Origin of the sequence: Nocardia violaceofusca NBRC 14427, assembly GCF_963869435.1 — a bacterium.
Taxonomy (GTDB): domain Bacteria; phylum Actinomycetota; class Actinomycetes; order Mycobacteriales; family Mycobacteriaceae; genus Nocardia; species Nocardia aobensis.
The window spans coordinates 126,214-143,621 of record NZ_CAWMPM010000025.1 but is presented as its reverse complement, the minus strand read 5'-3'; the positions used below and the strand labels follow the sequence as shown (position 1 = coordinate 143,621).

General features: G+C 67.0%; 19 protein-coding genes. 6 read left to right on the top strand and 13 right to left on the bottom strand.

Going from position 1 to position 17,408, the window contains the following annotated elements:
- Positions 1–8: 8 nt before the first annotated feature.
- From AC5592_RS21265 to dapE, 4 genes are read right to left on the bottom strand one after another with little or no spacing between them, the layout of a single operon-like run.
- Positions 9–1,778 (bottom strand): long-chain-acyl-CoA synthetase, encoded by a 1,770-nt coding sequence (locus AC5592_RS21265; protein WP_063065253.1) that lies wholly within the window; start codon positions 1,776–1,778, stop codon positions 9–11.
- 41 nt (positions 1,779–1,819) lie between these two features.
- Positions 1,820–2,383, bottom strand: coding sequence for an LOG family protein (locus AC5592_RS21260; RefSeq protein WP_063065226.1), 564 nt, complete (start codon positions 2,381–2,383; stop codon positions 1,820–1,822).
- Positions 2,377–3,180, bottom strand: coding sequence for an LOG family protein (locus tag AC5592_RS21255; RefSeq protein WP_036504805.1), 804 nt, complete (start codon positions 3,178–3,180; stop codon positions 2,377–2,379). The genes AC5592_RS21260 and AC5592_RS21255 overlap by 7 nt, the downstream gene beginning before the upstream one ends.
- 18 nt (positions 3,181–3,198) lie before the next feature.
- Positions 3,199–4,299 carry a succinyl-diaminopimelate desuccinylase gene (gene dapE, locus AC5592_RS21250; RefSeq protein WP_036504807.1) on the bottom strand — a complete coding sequence of 367 codons (1,101 nt, stop codon included), beginning with the start codon at positions 4,297–4,299 and terminating at the stop codon, positions 3,199–3,201.
- Between the two features lie 112 nt (positions 4,300–4,411).
- Between dapE and dapD the strand changes: the two genes are divergently transcribed.
- Positions 4,412–5,365, top strand: a complete 954-nt coding sequence (gene dapD, locus AC5592_RS21245) for a 2,3,4,5-tetrahydropyridine-2,6-dicarboxylate N-succinyltransferase (protein WP_036504809.1) — start codon at positions 4,412–4,414, stop codon at positions 5,363–5,365.
- Between the two features lie 138 nt (positions 5,366–5,503).
- On the opposite strand, the gene AC5592_RS21240 is transcribed toward dapD, so the two are convergent.
- From AC5592_RS21240 to AC5592_RS21230, 3 genes are read right to left on the bottom strand one after another with little or no spacing between them, the layout of a single operon-like run.
- The gene (locus tag AC5592_RS21240; RefSeq protein ID WP_036504811.1) at positions 5,504–6,325 is read right to left on the bottom strand and encodes a helix-turn-helix domain-containing protein; all 822 of its coding nucleotides are present in this window, start codon (positions 6,323–6,325) and stop codon (positions 5,504–5,506) included.
- Positions 6,326–6,327: 2 nt separating this feature from the next.
- Positions 6,328–6,849: a DUF6879 family protein gene (locus AC5592_RS21235; RefSeq protein ID WP_063920359.1), complete on the bottom strand. Its 522-nt coding sequence runs from the start codon at positions 6,847–6,849 to the stop codon at positions 6,328–6,330.
- A complete protein-coding gene (locus AC5592_RS21230) occupies positions 6,850–7,155 on the bottom strand; it encodes a hypothetical protein (RefSeq protein WP_036504837.1) in 306 nt (101 codons plus the stop codon).
- A 532-nt stretch (positions 7,156–7,687) separates the two neighbouring features.
- On the opposite strand from AC5592_RS21230, the gene AC5592_RS21225 reads away from it, so the two are divergent.
- The 3 genes from AC5592_RS21225 to AC5592_RS21215 are packed head-to-tail and all read left to right on the top strand — an operon-like array spanning position 7,688 to position 8,857.
- Positions 7,688–8,017 carry a hypothetical protein gene (locus tag AC5592_RS21225; protein WP_063065224.1) on the top strand — a complete coding sequence of 110 codons (330 nt, stop codon included), beginning with the start codon at positions 7,688–7,690 and terminating at the stop codon, positions 8,015–8,017.
- Positions 8,014–8,580 (top strand): hypothetical protein, encoded by a 567-nt coding sequence (locus AC5592_RS21220; protein ID WP_157122094.1) that lies wholly within the window; start codon positions 8,014–8,016, stop codon positions 8,578–8,580. The genes AC5592_RS21225 and AC5592_RS21220 overlap by 4 nt, the downstream gene beginning before the upstream one ends.
- 7 nt (positions 8,581–8,587) lie before the next feature.
- Complete coding sequence (locus AC5592_RS21215) at positions 8,588–8,857, top strand: hypothetical protein (RefSeq protein WP_157122091.1); 270 nt, start codon at positions 8,588–8,590, stop codon at positions 8,855–8,857.
- 56 nt (positions 8,858–8,913) lie between these two features.
- On the opposite strand, the gene AC5592_RS21210 is transcribed toward AC5592_RS21215, so the two are convergent.
- Positions 8,914–9,285 carry a PPOX class F420-dependent oxidoreductase gene (locus AC5592_RS21210; protein WP_063065221.1) on the bottom strand — a complete coding sequence of 124 codons (372 nt, stop codon included), beginning with the start codon at positions 9,283–9,285 and terminating at the stop codon, positions 8,914–8,916.
- A 68-nt stretch (positions 9,286–9,353) separates the two neighbouring features.
- Entirely contained in the window at positions 9,354–10,778 is a 1,425-nt protein-coding gene (locus AC5592_RS21205; protein ID WP_063065220.1) for an acyl-CoA synthetase, read from the bottom strand.
- A 164-nt stretch (positions 10,779–10,942) separates the two neighbouring features.
- Here AC5592_RS21205 and AC5592_RS21200 point away from each other — a divergent pair, with 164 nt between their 5' ends.
- Complete coding sequence (locus AC5592_RS21200) at positions 10,943–11,791, top strand: oxygenase MpaB family protein (protein ID WP_063065219.1); 849 nt, start codon at positions 10,943–10,945, stop codon at positions 11,789–11,791.
- 68 nt (positions 11,792–11,859) lie between these two features.
- Here the strand turns inward: AC5592_RS21200 and AC5592_RS21195 are convergent, their stop codons facing one another.
- Positions 11,860–12,504 (bottom strand): TetR/AcrR family transcriptional regulator, encoded by a 645-nt coding sequence (locus AC5592_RS21195; protein WP_036504850.1) that lies wholly within the window; start codon positions 12,502–12,504, stop codon positions 11,860–11,862.
- Between the two features lie 166 nt (positions 12,505–12,670).
- Between AC5592_RS21195 and AC5592_RS21190 the strand changes: the two genes are divergently transcribed.
- Entirely contained in the window at positions 12,671–13,537 is an 867-nt protein-coding gene (locus AC5592_RS21190; protein WP_063065218.1) for an oxygenase MpaB family protein, read from the top strand.
- A gap of 1 nt (position 13,538) precedes the next feature.
- On the opposite strand, the gene AC5592_RS21185 is transcribed toward AC5592_RS21190, so the two are convergent.
- The 3 genes from AC5592_RS21185 to dapC all read right to left on the bottom strand — a co-directional run bounded on the left by AC5592_RS21185 (position 13,539) and on the right by dapC (position 17,398).
- Positions 13,539–14,507: a proline dehydrogenase family protein gene (locus AC5592_RS21185; protein ID WP_063065217.1), complete on the bottom strand. Its 969-nt coding sequence runs from the start codon at positions 14,505–14,507 to the stop codon at positions 13,539–13,541.
- 34 nt (positions 14,508–14,541) lie between these two features.
- Complete coding sequence (gene pruA, locus AC5592_RS21180) at positions 14,542–16,179, bottom strand: L-glutamate gamma-semialdehyde dehydrogenase (protein WP_063065216.1); 1,638 nt, start codon at positions 16,177–16,179, stop codon at positions 14,542–14,544.
- A gap of 112 nt (positions 16,180–16,291) precedes the next feature.
- A complete protein-coding gene (gene dapC / locus AC5592_RS21175) occupies positions 16,292–17,398 on the bottom strand; it encodes a succinyldiaminopimelate transaminase (protein ID WP_063065252.1) in 1,107 nt (368 codons plus the stop codon).
- Positions 17,399–17,408 lie beyond the last annotated feature (10 nt).

Below are 17,408 nucleotides of genomic sequence, written 5' to 3'. Positions count from 1 at the left end.
GGCACGACCTAGCCCCGGGGCGCGGTACCGGCGGCCACCTCGTCCGGATAGCTCGGGTAGAACGGCACATATCCCTGGTCGCGGCCCTTCAGCACATAGACCGCGGTGGAGTCGTCGGACGCGAAGCCCTGTTTGCGCAGATCCACCTTGCGGCTCTTGAAGGTCGAGGTGGTCTCCAGTTCGGGCACCACGCGGACGAACAGCGGCACCGCGTACCCGGGCAGGCGGTCGTAGAGCCGGGCGGCCAGCGCGGAGCCGTCGAAGGCGGCATCGGCGTCGAGGGTTACCGCGGCCATCCCCGCCTTACCGTCGGCTCCGGGCACGTCCACGCCGTACACCACCGCCTCGGTGATACCGGGCGCGCCGTCGAGGGCGCCCTCGACCTCGGTGGTCGCGACGTTCTCACCCTTCCAGCGGAAGGTGTCGCCGAGACGGTCGACGAAGGCGATGTGGCGCCAATGCTGGTCGCGCACAAGATCTCCGGTGTCGAACCAGCAGTCGCCGTCGTCGAATGCGTTGCGCACCAACTTCGATTCGGTCGCGGATTTGTCGGTGTAGCCGTCGAACGGGGAACGGTCGGTGACCTTCGCCAGCAGCAGGCCCACACCGCCGGAGGCGACCTTGCGCAGTCGCCCGTCGGGGTATCGCCGCGCCTTGCCGGTCTCCTCGTCGAATTCCACCACCGCGTACGGCAACGGTCCGAATCCGGCGGTGCGATCCACGCCGAAGGCGTTGATGAAGGCGATATTTCCCTCACTGGCGCCGTAGAACTCCACCACCCGGCCGATGCCGAAGCGCCGCCGGAATTCGTCCCACAGCTCCGGGCGCAGGCCGTTGCCGACCGCCAGCCGCACCGAATGTTCGTGTTCGCGAGGCGATTCCGGCTGATTGAGCAGGTACCGGCACAGCTCGCCGATGTAGATGAACGCCGTCGACCTGGTCGCGACGACCTCGTTCCAGAAATTCGACACCGAGAATTTGCGGCCCAGCGCCAGCGTCGCCCGCGAGCCGAGCACCGCGCCGAGCGCGACCGTCAGCGCGTTGTTGTGATACAGCGGCAGACAGCAGTACATGGTGTCACCGCCGCGCAGGCGGATACCCAGACCACCCAGCCCGGCCATACTTTTCGTCCAGCGCAGATGGGTCATCACGCTGGCCTTGGGGAGGCCGGTCGTGCCGGAGGTGAAGATCAGGAAGGCGCGCTCCCGGGCGCGGACGTCCGCGCACACCGCCGGATCCGCCGGATCGGCCGCGCGAGCCAGCTCCTGCAATTCCTGCGTATACAGCAGATTCGGCGGCGGCTCGGGCAGTGAGCGCAGTGCCTCCTCACATTCCTCGCCGATCACGTTGACCGTGCTGTTCAGCAGCCCGAAGCTGTGGGCGAGTACCTGTTCGCGCTGATTGTGATTGAGCAGCCCGACCGTCGCACCCAGCTTCACCGTCGCCAGCACCACGAACAGCGTCTCGGGGCGGTTGGTCATCAGCACGCCCACCACATCGCCGCGGCGCACACCGCGCTGTGCCAGCACCTCGGCGAAGCAGTTCACCTCGGTATTGGCCTCGCCGTAGGTGTATTCGCGGCCCTCGAAGCGCAGGAACGGCCGATTCGGATACCGCCGTGCCGCCTTCTGGAAGTACAGCCCCACCGAGGATTTGTCGTCCGCGCGCACCAGCATGCCGGTGGCGCCGCGCAGCATGCCCGGTGTCTCCATCGCCATGGCGGGCAGTCTGCGTGTCAGATCCCAGAGACTGATCGTGTTGCGGGCCTCGGCGGTCACATTCTCCTCCAACGATTTCCGGTCGGGCGGTGTCGATGCGCTCAGGCGGTGTCGATGCGCGGCGCCGTCAGGGCTCGGAATGCGGATGCCACATCCGCGGTCACGGTAATCCGATCCAGTGCGGGACGCCCGATGAACCCGGCCGCGCTCAGTTCGTCCAGCCATGCGAACAGTCCGCGGTAGTGGCCGTTCGGATCGAGCACCACCAGCGGTTTGCCGTGCAGTCCCAGATATCCGCCGGTCCACGCCTCGAAGAATTCCTCCAGCGTGCCGATTCCGCCCGGCAGCGTCAGGAAGGCGTCGGCGCGATCCTCCATGATCTGTTTGCGTTCGCGCATGGTGTCGGTGACGATCAGCTCGTCGCTGTCCACATCGGCGACTTCCTGATGCACCAGGCGTTTCGGGATCACACCCGTGGTGCGGGCGCCTCCCGCGCGCGCGGCCACCGCCACCGCCCCCATCATCGACACATGCCCGCCGCCGGACACCAGTTGCCAACCGCGCCGGGCGATTTCACTGCCCACCTCGGCGGCCAGGCGCAGCGCGTCCGGATCCACGGCACTGGCCGAACAGTAGACACACACCGCGAACTGCCCGCTCACCACCGATCCTCCGTCCCGGTGGATTCCTCGCCGCGACGCGCGGCGGCCTGCAGCACGATGTCCACCAGTTCCTCCACACTGTCGGTCACGTGCAGCAGTTCCAGATCACCGGGCGAGATCTTGCCCGAGCCGCTCGGCGAATCGCGCAGCCAGTCGACCAGCCCTGCCCAGTACCGGCTGCCGAACAGGATGACCGGAAAGCGGGTGATCTTGTGAGTCTGGACCAGTGTGAGAGCCTCGAACAGCTCGTCCAGGGTGCCGAAGCCGCCGGGCAGGCAGATGAACGCCTGGGAGTACTTGACGAACATCGTCTTGCGGGCGAAGAAGTAGCGGAAGTTGATGCCGAGGTCGACCCACTCGTTGAGTCCCTGTTCCATCGGCAGTTCGATGCCGAGGCCCACGGAGTAGCCGCCCGCCTCACAGGCGCCGCGGTTGGCCGCCTCCATCACTCCGGGACCACCACCGGTGATCACCGCGAAACCGGCCTCGGCCAGGGCGGCGCCGATGGCCCGCGCCGCCTCGTATTCGGGCGTGTCCACCAGCGTGCGCGCGGAGCCGAAAACCGCGACGGCCCTGGGGATTTCGGCGAGTGCGCCGAATCCCTCCACGAATTCGCTCTGAATCCGGAGCACCCGCCAGGGGTCGGTGTGCACCCAGTCGGTGGGTCCGCGGCCGTCGAGCAGATGCTGGTCGGTGGTTCCGGTGCCCTGTTTGCGCGCCCGGCGCAACATGATCGGGCCGCGGAACTTGGGAGTGGACTTCGGTGATCTGGTCGATGCGGGCTCGGGCGCGGTGGACATGGGACCGAACCTACCGGTTCAGCCCTGGTGACCGGTCAGGTAGTTGCGCAGGATCTCGGTGACGACGGTGATCTGGCGGGTGGGTACGCGCTCGTCCACCTTGTGCGCCAGATTGGGGTCGCCGGGCCCGAAATTGACCGCCGGAACGCCGCGCGCGGCGAATCGCGACACATCGGTCCAGCCGTATTTCGCGCGCACCCCGCCCCCGCCGTGGGAATGAACGCGCTCCACCAGGTTCTTCGCGGCCGGAGACGACAGGCCCGGCAGCGCGCCTGGCGCACCGTCGGTCCGCTCGAAGCTCACATCCAGTCCGTCGAACACCTCGCGCACATGCTCGGTCGCCTCGTCGAGGGTGCGATCGGGGGCGAACCGGAAGTTCACCAGCACCTCGGCCTCGTCTGGCACCACATTGCCGGCCACGCCGCCGTCGACCTTCACCGCGGAAAGCCCCTCGCGATACACGCAGCCGTCGATGTCCACCTCGCGCGGCACATAGTCGCGCAGCCGCTGCAGGACGGGCGCGAGTTTGTGAATGGCGTTGTCGCCCAGCCACGCTCGCGCGGTGTGGGCGCGGGTGCCGCCGAGACCGAGGCGGACCCGCAGCGTGCCCTGACAGCCCGCCTCGATCCACGCGCCCGACGGTTCGCCGAGGATGGCCAGATCACCGTCGAGCCATTCCGGCAGTTCGCGTTCGATGCGGCCGAGACCGTTGTATTCGGCGGCGATCTCCTCGCAGTCGTAGAAGATCAGGGTCAGATCGCAGACCGGATCGGCGACGGTCGCGGCCAGATGCAGGAACACCGCGTCGCCGGACTTCATGTCGACGCTGCCGCAGCCGAACAGCACCTCCTCACCGTCGATCGTCTCGAACCGGCCCGGCACATTGTCGGCGATCGGCACGGTGTCCAGGTGACCGGCCATGATCACCCGGTGCGGCAGCCCGCGATTGGTGCGAGCCAGCACGGTGTTGCCGTGCCGCAGCACCTCGAAACCCTCGGTCTGCTCGCGCAGCGCCCAGGCGACGGTGTCGGTGATCGCCGCCTCGTCGCGGGAGACGCTCGGAATGTCGACGAGGGTCGCGGTGATCGAGATCGGGTCGGCGCGCAGATCGATGGTCACCGGACCAGCCTAAGTCTTCGCCCGTCTCACGACCGGGCCGAGCGGCTCGGTCGGGGCGGGCGGCACAGGTAGCCCACCACCTCGCGATCCGCACCCAGTAGGCTGAAGTGCCGTGAGCACACAGGGAGCATCCGCAGTCGGCTTGGCGACGGTGACCGCGAACGGGACGGTCCTCGACACCTGGTACCCGTATCCGGAACTGGGCACGTTCGAGACGTCGGAGACCACGCGGCTGAGCCCGGCCGACGCCGAGTACGCACGCTTCGCCGATCTGGTCGGCCCCGACGAGGCCCGCCGGGTCGAGGTCGTCGCGGTGCGCACCACGATCGCGGACCTGTCGGCGCCGCCGATCGACACCCACGACGAATATCTGCGCCTGCACCTGCTCTCCCACCGTCTGGTCCGGCCGCACGGGCTCAGCCTGGAGGGGCAGTTCGGGCTACTGGCCAACGTCGTGTGGACCAATCACGGCCCGTGCGCGGTCGAGGACTTCGAGCTGGTGCGCGCGAAGTTGCGCGCCCGCGGTCCGGTCACCGTCTACGGCGTCGACAAATTCCCCCGCATGGTCGACTACGTGCTGCCCGCCGGCGTCCGCATCGCCGACGCGGACCGGGTGCGGCTGGGCGCGCATCTGGCCGAGGGCACCACGGTCATGCACGAAGGTTTCGTGAACTTCAACGCCGGTACCCTCGGCGCGTCCATGGTCGAGGGCCGCATCTCGGCCGGTGTGGTGGTCGGCGACGGCTCCGATGTCGGCGGTGGCGCGTCCATCATGGGCACCCTCTCCGGTGGCGGTAAGCAGGTCATCTCGATCGGCGAGCGCTGCCTGCTCGGCGCCAACGCCGGCCTGGGCATCTCGCTGGGCGACGATTGCGTCGTCGAGGCCGGCCTCTACGTCACGGCGGGCACCAAGGTCGCCCTCCCGGACGGCCGCACGATCAAGGCTGCCGAACTGTCCGGGCAGTCGAACCTGCTGTTCCGCCGCAACTCGCTCACCGGCAGCGTCGAGGTCGTCGCCCGCAAGGGCACCGGCATCGAACTCAACGCCGCCCTGCACGCCAACTGAGGCATCGCGAAACACCCCTGGCCGCTCGGGTTGAGTAGGTGATGTACCGGCGCCGTCCGTCGGCACGTCACCGTCCCGGGACTCCGGCACCAGCGGACAGACTGCTTCGTGAGCCCGGTCGGGCGACGGCCACGCGGCTCAATCCCGGTTCACGGCGCGGGCGATGGTGGCACGTGCTCGGTCGCCGTAGACCGCCTGGGTTTGCAGGGCCGTCCAAGCCTTCTCGTAGTAGGCGAGTTCTCGTGGCTGCGTGATGGTGAGCTCCGCGGCAATCGTTTCCACCAACACCGTCCGGCGGTCGTGAATCACGAAGTTTGTTGTCGTATATACGAACTCGGCATCGGTGGGAACGATACCCACGACGAGCCTGGACAGCTCCATCAGCTCCAGAAGATGCCGTAACTGACCGAGTCGGACCGCGTCGTCTCCGACTCCGGTGTACAGCGCGGCCTCACCGATCAGATAGTGGAATTGATGTGCGCCCTCGGTCAGAATCTTCTGCCGCTGCATGCGAGCCTCGAGCGCCTCGCTCAAATCATCGGGACTGCCGACGAAGTCGATGCAGCGTCGCAGAATGATCTCCGCGTACGCTCGGGTCTGCAGCAGACCGGAGGGGATCAGCGGACCGTATCCACGGATGAGCCTGGTGCCGGATTCGTGTTCGATACTCGCTCGCTGTCGGCGAGCGTGGCCGGTATCGGTGATTCGCTTCCACTCGAGGTAGGCGGCGTGAATATTGGCGGCCGTCGCGATGAGATCCGGAAGCGCTAGGTCGGCACCAGTAATCCGGCACCAGGTGCGCAGGTCGGAGTCGGACGGAAGCTGACGGCCGTTCTCGATCTTGGGAACCTTCGATTGTGCCCATCCTGCCTCGTGAGCCAGAGCTGTACCGGTAAGGCCCGCCTGCTTGCGAAGTTCGCGCAGGCGGGCCCCCAGTGCTCGACGGGCATCATCACTCATAGTCACGTCCGGAAATGCTCGTGGGATACAGATTTGTGCCACACACGATCCCACAGAGCACAGGCGTAACCCACAATCTGGGCATCGCTCGTTGCGGCGACACCGGACCACCAGCCGTCCGCGTCGAACACGCTGTAGGCCACAGTGTGGTCGTCGATCAGCCAAAAGTCGTCGGCTGCGGCGTCGGCCCGATCTGCATGGTCTCGGGCGAGCCACCGCACATCCTCACCCGCCTCGAGGTTGTGCGGAGTCAGCGCAATCAAGTAGCGGGTGTAGTCGGTGAGCGGCACGGACACGATGCGCGCACGTTGCACGGCGACACCTCGGCCGACCAGATCGGCGACCGTGCGGGCCCATGGATCGAACCAGGCGCCGCCGGGATCGTCGATCTCCCCGTCCAGAAACTGCAGCATGGCCGAATGCTCAGAGTCCGAGCGGTATTCGTCTCGCGTCTCGAGGTGACACGCACGACTTGTCGCAAGCCCAAGCAGTTGTGGAAGCTCGGTACGGCTGTACAGACGCATCTACCGAACCCCCTGGACGAGCGCAATCTCGACGGCGGCCTCATGATCCGGAATATTCATGATCTCCAACGCTTCCGCGTCATCGACAAGATCACCTCGGACGAGGTAAGTGCCGTGACCTGTGTCTTCGAAGACCGGAAACCGGGTGCCCGGAACGGCGAGGCCTAACAGTTCGTGCGGAATCTCGACACACGCGTCCTCTCCAGTTCGGTACCCCTGGATCACGATGCGCTGCTGATCGTCGGGCTGCCACAACCGGGGTGACCCGCCATCGCCGCTACCGCCGCCAATGAACGTTACTCGCATGTGAGGTCCAATCATTCTTGAAGGATCGGTATGCATGCGAGGTTAGTGCATGTCAACGCGACGTTCCAGAAATTGAATAAGAATATTCTAGAATATTCCTTGCGGTTGGGTGCTCCTGATTCTTACGGTCGGTTCACCCCGGCGCCGGGTGGTCGCCGATCCGGCGCATCGGTGCTCGAACGGCCGACACCGATGGTCTCAGCCCCGGCGCCGGGTGATGGCAATCGACTATTCCCGGAGGGATGCCACCGTGAGAACCGAGGAATCGAGTGCACACCGAAACTCGATCGGACAAACACACCAACCCATCGCTGTCACCTGGGCCCCTACTGGCGTATGGGAGCGATGCTCGTGATCTGGCTCCTGGTCGGCAGCATTCTTCTTTCGATCGCGATCTACACAGCGATCGTCTGCTGGCCGCAGCGAATCCCGAAAGTTCGTAATCCGCAGGGGGTTCGATGCGCATCAGAGGTCCAGTGCGATGACGTGTAGGCGAACTTGCGCTGCAGACGACGAGACTGAGCCGCGCGCGATGGCTTACGTCTGCGTCGACCTGATCGCGACCATGTCCGATGTCGATCGGGCCGCACGGCAAGTCGCGGCACGGCTCGGATATGTCTACCTCGGGATGACGAAAAGCAGCAGCCTGATCGATCCCGGAGTATTGCCCGAACACATCAGGGCGCACGAGGTCGAGTTGCTGATCGTGCCCGACATGGCGCACCTGCGCGACAAAGTCCCGCCCGAGCTTGCCGAGGTCACCGACATCCACGATCTGGCAACCGGCCACACCTACGAGCGGGAGGGTGCATACGCACCCGACGAGGGGCATCGGCCGAACCCGTTGGCGGCACCGTCATGAAACCTGCACTGCCACAACGTCGCCCGCCGGATGAAACCCAGACGAGCTGGTCAGCGAGCATCGCACTGCTGGACAGCTTGCTCGCTGCCCTGCAGGCATGGCAGCCCTCCCAGCTGCCGCCCGCTGCCCCCACCGAGCAGGACATTGCCGTGCTGGCAGCTCTCGGAACGAAGGTGCCGAACCACAACTCCAGTCCGCTCTGCGGGCATGACAACAGACCGATAGACAAGACAGGGGGAACGATGCGCATCGGAGCAATCACCATCATCAGTGCTGCTGTGGCGGCATTGGCGGGGACCGTGATCACGGCCTCGCCTGTGCACGCCGCGGCGAAGTCGTGCAATCTCGGGTTCATGCCCACGAAGCCGACCGTCGGGGTCGGCTCGATCATCGGGAACGCCTGGGCGGCCTGCGATGTCCCGCCTGAACGTCATGAATTGCGGCTCGCCCTGCAGCTTCGGACTCGCGACGGCCGGCAAGGACAAGCACTGATCAGGTTCGACTTCGTCGACTCCAGCATCGAGCGGATCGTCACCGCCGAGGAATGCGCGAGAGGGAACTGACATGCCGATGACCCAGGGACGATACGGCGACAGCACCGAACACCACCGCTTGTTCTGGTTACGCCATAACGCCGGCCAAGTGCTGCGGTCGCTGCGGCGCGACCCCCGTGACGAAGGCGGCGGATACACGATGCACCGGGAATTCGGTGCGTGGGTGTTGCGGCCGGTGTCGGGGTGGCGGTCGCTGCGATGGATCACTCCTCCAGTCGACAAGGTGCGCTCGGTGCGTGATCGCGATGCCGCGGCGGACCACTACGCGGCAAAGTTCGGGGTATAGCCGACTTTGTACCAACGCCCCACCCGGCCCGGGTGGGGCGTTTCGCATCAGCGCTCCTATTCGATTCCGAAGCCGAGCACGCGCTGCGGGGTGATGCGGATCAACTCGCGCGAGCCGCCGTCGAGGTAGGTGTCCACATCTCGCAAAGCCTGTGCCACGCCGCGGATTTCGAGGCAGCGCACCTGCCACGGATTCACCGAGGCGATATCGTCCACGACGAAGGCGACCCGCTCCTCCTTGCCGAGGTTGCGGAACTTCTGCGAGGCGCCCATGTTGTGGCCCGCGATGTCGATGGTGCCGAGGGCTTCGTTGTAGCGGAAACCCACCGGGTTGTTCTGCGGCGATCCGTCCGGGCGGATGGTGGCCAGCCGACCCAGGCGTTGGCCCGCCAGATACTCGATCTGGGCTGCAGACAGCGTTGCGATCATGCGCCGACCTTAGAACCTCGAGTGCGGTACAGGTCAACCCGGCACGTTCCCGGCACCGGATCGATACGTCAGCGCAGCAGCTTCTTCTGGACCTTGCCCATCGCGTTGCGCGGCAATTCGGTCACCATCAGCACCTCACGCGGGCGTTTGTGCGCCGAGAGCTGCTGGGCGACGAAGTCGACGAGTTCGCGCTCGGAGATCGCGGTGTCGGGTCGCGGCACGACGTAGGCCCGGATGCGCTGCCCCAGATCCGCGTCCTCGATCCCGACCACGGCGACCTCGGCCACACTCGGGTGGCCGAGCAGACAGGTTTCGACCTCGCCGGCCCCGACGCGATACCCGCCGGATTTGATCAGATCCACCGATTCGCGCCCGACGATGCGATGGAATCCCTCGGCGTCGATCGCCGCCACGTCGCCGGTGACGAACCAGCCGTCCTCGGTCCAGCTCTCGGCGGTGGCCTCCGGCCGGCCGAGATAGCCGTCGAACAGCATGGGCCCGCGCACCTGCAGTCCGCCGATACTCTCGCCGTCGTGCGGAACCGGCGCCCCCGCCTCGTCGCGCAACCGGGTCTGCACACCCGTCACCGGCAGGCCGACCCAGCCCGGCCGGCGCTCGCCGTCGGCCCGGGTGGACAGGGTGATCATGGTTTCGCTCATACCGTAACGCTCCACCGGCGCCTGCCCGGTCAGTTCGCGCAGCCGTTCGAAGACCGGAACCGGCAGCGGCGCACTACCGGAGACCAGGAGCCGGGCATTCGCCAATCCCTTTGCGGCGTCGTGATCTTCGGCGATGCGCGACCAGACCGTCGGCACACCGAAGTACATGGTTCCGCCTGCCGCGGCATAGGCGGCCGGAGTCGATTTACCGGTGTGCACGAGCGGGCTGCCGATCCGCAGCGGCCCCAGCACACCGAGGATCAAACCGTGCACGTGGAACAGCGGAAGCCCATGTACCAGAACATCTTTCGAGGTCCACGACCACGCCTCGAACAGGGCGTCGAGACCGGCCGCGATGGCGCCGCGACTGAGCACCACCCCCTTGGGCGCCCCCGTGGTCCCCGAGGTGTAGAGAATGAAAGCCGTTGTGTTAGCGGCGGGTTCGGGATGGCTGTGCCACGAACGGGCGTGCTTGCGCACCGGGATCACCGGCAGCGTGGAGTTTTCCGGCGCCGCACCGAGCCAGGCCCGCGCCCCGGAATCGGCGAGGATGTGGTCCAGTTCGGCCGATCCGGCGTCCGGCGGCACCGGCACGGCGGCGACCCCGGCGATCAGGCAGCCGAGGATGCCCAGCACGGTGGTGGCGGTCGGACGGGCGAGGATCGCGACCCGGCCGGCCCCGGCGATCCGTTCGGCCACCGAGGTCGCGGCGCCGACCAGATCGCTGCGCGAGAGCGTCTCACCGTCGATGGTGACCGCATCGGGAATGTCGTAGCCGGCGGCCACGGCGGCCGGATTCAGCGAGGGCAACAGCGGCAGCGAACCGTAGGACATCGGGCCAACCTATCAATCGGGCCCATCGCATCGGCACCGTCGGCACTCTTCCCTGCCGGGCGGCCTGTTGCGAATTCGTCTCGTCGTCGCGCGGCCGTTGACAGCGCAGTGAGGTGGTGAGACTGTCGAAGTGCAGTCTTCTCACGCGGAGATGGGGGTCGACGATGACCACGTCCATTCGCACGTCGCCCGGGCAACCGGTCGCCGAATACGATGTCGCGGCGCACCTGGACGGTTCGGCCGCCTTCTTCGGTGCCGCGGTCAACGTCATCATGCAGCTGTCACTCCCGCCCGTCGGCTACGGCGTGGTGGAGAGCACCGTCGACAGCGGCAAGGTGATGCTCCATCCGGTCAAACGCACCCGCACCACGCTGACCTACCTCGCCGTGGCCATGCTGGGCAGCGACGACGAGCGCGCCGTCTACCGCGCGGCGGTGAACTGGCAGCATCGCCAGGTCCGCTCGACCGCGCAGAGCCCGGTCAAGTACAACGCCTTCGATCCGAAGCTGCAGCTGTGGGTGGCAGCCTGCCTGTATTGGGGTTCACGCGACCTCTACGAGCGGATGCACGGCCCGATGCCGGAGCAGGAGGCCGAGGCCTTCTACCGCCATGCCGCCCGGTTCGGGACCACACTGCAGATGCCGCAGGCGATGTGGCCGGCCGATCGCGCCCCCTTCGACGCCTACTGGAACCGGCAGCTCGCCGAGGTCCGCATCGATCCGGTGATCCGCGCGTACTTCGACGATCTGGTGGATCTGAAGATGTTCCCGCCCCCGATTCGCTTGGCATTCGGGCGATTTCACCGCTGGGTGGTCGCCGGATTGCTGCCGCCGAATCTGCGCGCGCAGATGGAGATGCCGTGGACGGCGTCCGACGACCGCCGCCTGGCCCAGCTCCTGCACGCGGTCGGCGTGGTGGAGGATCGAGTCCCCAAGCAGCTCAAGATGTTTCCGGTCAACGCGTATATGTTCGACATGCGAGTCCGGCGCCGCCTGGGGCTGCGACTTGTGTGAGTGCCCCGGCTCGTGGGCGCGATCCGGAAGGCGTGGCGGCGCCCCGGGCGACTGGAGAACCGGTAGGACTAGGGGATCCGGAAACCGGGAACCACGTGGTCGCGGGCGAACCGCCGGCAGGCGGCCTCGTCGTCGACCGGGATCAGCGTCTGCGGAGTCAGCGCGAGCGAGAGCGCGTTGCGGGCGACCAATTCGGCCAGCGGCAGCGGATCGTACTGCGGCAGTTTGCCTTCCGTCTGCAGGCGGGTGATGAATTCGGCGACGTAGTCGCGCCCCAGCTCGATCACCGGCGCGCCCTGCACGGTGAGATAGGGCAAGACGACCTCCGGTTCGGTGGTCAGCAGCCGGTCCAGCAGTTTGTTGCCACGCAACCCGTCCAGGAAGGCGACGAACAGTTCGACGATCTGATCCTCGGCGCTGGCGTCTCGATCGATCTGGCGCTGCACCGCGGCGTCGACCTGTTCCACGAACTGGCGCGCCTGCCACAGCCCGACGGCCTGGATCAGATCGGACTTACCCGCGAAGCGCCGGTACAACGTCGCCAGCGACAGCCGCCCACGCCGCGCGACCTCGACCATGCTGGTGCGTTTGATGCCGAAATCCAGGAAAGCCAGCAGCGCCGCGTCGAGTACCGTGGTCTGATTGCGGTCCTCCGGACCCGCGCCACGCACCAGTGGCAGGAGCCGAGTCGACAGTTTGGTCGAGCCGGTCATGGTCGTTCCTCTCCTTCACCCGGGTCGCGGACACGGTGACGCTCTCATCATCCCACATGGTCAGCGGCCCTGATTGACATGATGCCACACCGATGAGAAGGTTTACACGAAAGCTTCTCATATTCTCTCGCCGATCCGGCGGGGAGGAACAGGAGACGAGTCGACGATGACCGCCCCCCTGCGCGCGACCGACTACGAGCCCGAGGTTCCGGGCGACGAACTCACCCGGGAGACGGTGCGCGAACACATCGACGGCGTGGCCGCCTTCCTCGGCGGCGCCGCGAACGTGATCATGCAGCTCAGCCACCCGCCGGTCGGCTACGGCGTCCTGGAGAGCACGGTCGACAGCGGCAAGGTGACCCTGCATCCGATCAAGCGCCTGCGGACCACGCTGACCTATCTGGCCGTGGCGTGGCTGGGCAACGACGAGGACGTGCGGAGCTACCGGGAGGCGGTCAACGCCTCGCACCGTCCCGTGCATTCGGGTCCGAACAGCCCGGTCAAGTACAACGCCTTCGATCCGAAGTTGCAGTTGTGGGTGGCGGCCTGCCTGTACTGGGGCGTCGACGATCTGTACCAGCGCATGCGCGGACCGATGGATCCCGAACTCGCCGAACGTTTCTACCGCTACAGCGTCCGGCTCGGTACCGGTCTGCAGATGCGTCCGGAGATGTGGCCGGCCGACCGGGACGCGTTCTACGCGTTCTGGGAGGAGAACCTCGCGACGAAGACCATCGACGAGCCGGTGCGCCGCTACTTCAACGATCTGATCGATCTGAAGATGCAGCCGCGCCCGATTCAGTTGCTGGCCGGGCGTTTCCACCGATTCACCGTCACCGCCCTGCTTCCGCAGCACCTGCGCGACGAGATGGGGATGCGCTGGACCGCACGCGACGAACGCCGGTTCCGGTTCGTCCTGCGCTCGATCTCGGCGGTGTGGACGCGGATGCCCACGGTGATCCGCGTCTTCCCGTTCAACTTCTATCTCGCGGATATGCGGCTGCGCCGGCGCTTCGGCCGGCCGCTGGTCTGATTCAGCGCTCGGCGAGGGCGCGGAGGAAGAAGCCGAGGTTGGCCGGGCGTTCGGCCAACCGCCGCATCAGATAGCCGTACCACTGGTTGCCGTAGGGCACGTAGACCCGCACGGCGTGACCGGCCTCGGCGAGGCGCTGCTGTTCGATGGAGCGAATGCCGTAGAGCATCTGGAATTCGAAATCGCCCGGCGCGCGACCGTTCCGAGCGGCCATGTCGTGCGCCGCGGCGATCATGACCGGGTCGTGGGTGGCGACCATCGGATATCCCGACCCGGCCATGAGAAATTCCAGGCAGCGCAGGTACGACTCGTCCACATCGGCGGTGCGCTGGTAGGCGACGGACTCCGGCTCGCGATACGCGCCCTTGCACAACCGGATTCGCGCGCCCTCGGCCGCGGCGGCGCGACAGCGATCCTCGGCACGGCGCAGATAGGTCTGGGTGGCGACCGCCAGCCAGGGATAGTCGGCTCGCACCATGCGCACGGTCGACTCGGCGGTTTCGGTGGTGGTGTGGTCCTCCGCGTCGACGGTGATCCAGACCCCCGCCTGCTGCGCCCGCTCGCACAGCGTATGCAGATTCGCGGTGGCGATCTCGGGGCCGTCGAGCCCCAGCGACTGCCCCAGCGCGGACAGTTTCACCGAAACCTCCACCGGTGCAACGGATTGCACCGACCACGATCGGTTCCACCGGGCCTGGAGATTCCATCGGGCCAGGTCGTCGATCAATGCCAGATATTCGGCGACCGCGTCGTCGGCCATCGACCGCTCGGTCGTGTACTCACCGAGAAAGTCGACGCTCACCATCCGGCCGCTGTCGAGTAGCGCGGCGACGACCGGAGCGAGGTCGGTGCGCTTCTCACCGGCCACGAATCGATGCACGACCTCGGCGGTGACCGGAAACCCGGTGATCGCCCGCTTCATCCGCACCGAACCGGCGGCGGCGAGGATGGCGGGGCGCAGCGGGTTCATCGTCGCCTGCCGGGTAGGGCCACCGGTTCGCCGTTCATTCCGACTCCATGTGCGGATACCGGTAATCGGTCGGTGGCACGAAGGTTTCCTTCAGTGTGCGGGGCGCGACCCAGCGCAGCAGATTCAGATACGACCCGGCCTTGTCGTCGGTGCCGGATGCGCGCGCGCCGCCGAACGGCTGCTGACCGACCACCGCGCCGGTCGGCTTGTCGTTGACGTAGAAATTGCCCGCGGTGAAGCGCAGCGCGGTGGCGGCCCGGTCGATCGCGGCTCGATCGCGGGCGAAGACCGCGCCGGTCAGCGCATAGGGCGCCGCCGAATCCACTTCCGCGAGCATCGCATCGAATGCCTCGGGGTGATCGTCGTCGTAGACGTACACCGCCAGGATCGGGCCGAAGTATTCGGTGGTGAACGCCTCGTCACGCGGGGTATCGGCGAGGAGCACGGTCGGCTGGACGAAGAAGCCCTCGCTGTCGTCGTAGGTGCCGCCGGCGGGTAGGCCCAGACCGGCCGCGCGGGCCCGCTCGATCGCGGCGACGTTCTTGTCGTAGGCGCGCCGATCAATCACGGCCCCACCGAAATTCGTCAGATCGGCCACGTCGCCGTAGCTCAGTTCGTCGACCTGGGTGAGGAAATCGTCGCCCATCTCCCGCCACAGCGAGCGCGGAATATAGGCGCGGGAGGCAGCAGAACATTTCTGTCCCTGATATTCGTAGGCACCGCGAATCAGCGCGGTACGCAAGGCATCCGGATCGGCCGAGCGGTGCGCGAGCACGAAATCCTTCCCGCCCGTCTCCCCCACCAGCCGCGGATATCCGTGGTAGTGACCGATATTCGAGCTCACCCGCTGCCACAGGTGCTGGAAGGTGCGGGTCGAGCCGGTGAAGTGGATACCGGCCAGGCGCGGATCGGTCAGCGCGGCCTCCGACAGTTCGATGCCGTCACCGGTGACCAGATTGATCACACCCGGCGGCAGCCCGGCCTCCTCGAGCACTCGCATCGTGTAATAGGCCGCCAGCGTCTGGGTGGGCGAGGGCTTCCACACCACGGTATTGCCCATCAGGGCCGGCGCGGTCGGCAGATTCCCGGCGATCGCGCTGAAGTTGAACGGGGTGATCGCGTAGACGAACCCCTCGAGCGGACGGTAATCCATCCGATTCCACACGCCCGCAGACGATTCCGGCTGCTGTGCCAGGATGTGGCTCGCGAAGGCGACGTTGAACCGCCAGAAGTCCACCAGCTCGCAGGGCGCGTCGATTTCGGCCTGATACACCGATTTCGACTGGCCCAGCATGGTCGCGGCGGCCACCGTCTCCCGCCACGGGCCGGCCAGCAGATCGGCGGCCCGCAGCAGCACCGCGGCGCGTTCGGTGAACGGCAGCGCCCGCCACTGCGGCGCCGCGGCCGTCGCGGCCTCGATCGCGGCCCGGCCTTCCTCCTGAGTCACATCGGCGTAGGTGCCCAACGCGTGCGCGTGCCGATGCGGCATCACGATCTCGGAGCGGGGCCCGGTCCCCGGCCGATGCTTGCCGCCGATCACCAGCGGCACATCGACCGTTTGCCCGGAAATTTCGGCAAGTTTGCCGATCAGTAGTTCTCGTTCCCGGCTCCCCGGCGCATACGAGTGAACCGGCTCGTTCGCCGGAGTCGGGACAACCGTGACAGCGTCCATAACGCCAGGCTAGTCCGGTCATGCCCCGATGCAGCGATAAACCGGCGAGTACGACGCGCGTCGCGTCGCCGGTCGATAGCTGACCGAGCCTGGGCGCGGCCCGGCCGCCGTCTCAGGCGGACAGCCGGACCGCCGCGGCCGCGATGCGCTCGTCGGTCGCGGTCAGGGCGATGCGCACGTGCTCGGTGCCGGTCGGGCCGTAGAAGTCACCGGGTGCGGCGAGGATGCCGCGTTCGGCGAGCCAGTCCAGGGTGGTGCGGCAGTTCTCGCCGCGCGTGGACCACAGGTACAGGCCGGCCTCGGAGTGGTCGATGCGGAAACCCGCCTCCACCAATTCCTTTCGCAGCACCTCGCGGCGGGCGCGGTAACGTTCGCGCTGCTGCGCCTCGTGCCGGTCGTCGGCCAGTGCCGCGGTCATCGCGGCCTGGATCGGATACGGGACCATCATGCCGGAATGCTTGCGCACCTCCAGCAGCTCCCGGATCAGCTCGATGTCGCCGGTCACGAAACCGGCCCGGTAGCTGGCCAGATTCGACGTCTTCGACAGCGAGTGGATGGCCAGCAGACCGGTGTGGTCGCCGTCGCTGACGCGCGGGTCGAGGATGGACACCGCCTCGGCGTCCCAGGTCAGGCCCAGGTAGCACTCGTCGGAGGCGACGATCGCTCCGCGTTCGCGCGCGAAGGCCACCATCTTGCGCAGATGATCGATGCCGAGCACCCGGCCGGTGGGGTTGGACGGCGAGTTCAGGTAGATCAGCGCCGGTGATTCCGGGCCCAGCCGGGTCATGCCGTCGGCGCGCAGAATTCGCGAACCCGACAGCAGCGCACCCACCTCGTAGGTCGGATACGCCACCTCCGGAATCACCACCAGATCCGCGGGGCCGAGGCCGAGCAGTCGCGGCAATCCGGCGATCAGTTCCTTGGTGCCGATAACCGGCAGCACCGCATCGGAGCCGATACCGGACATGCCGAAGCGGCGCGCCACCGCCGCCACGGCGGCCTCCCGCAGTTCGGGGGTGCCGTAGGTGGCGGGATATCCGGGTACGTCCGCGGCCGAGTCCAGCGCCGCGCGGATCAGCGGGTCGACCGGGTCGACCGGCGTACCCACCGACAGGTCGACGATGCCGTCGGGATGCGCCGCGGCGCGAGCCTTGGCCCCGGCGATGGTGTCCCAGGGAAAATCGGGCAGCAGACTGCTGACCCGCACACGATCGCGGATCACCGAAACG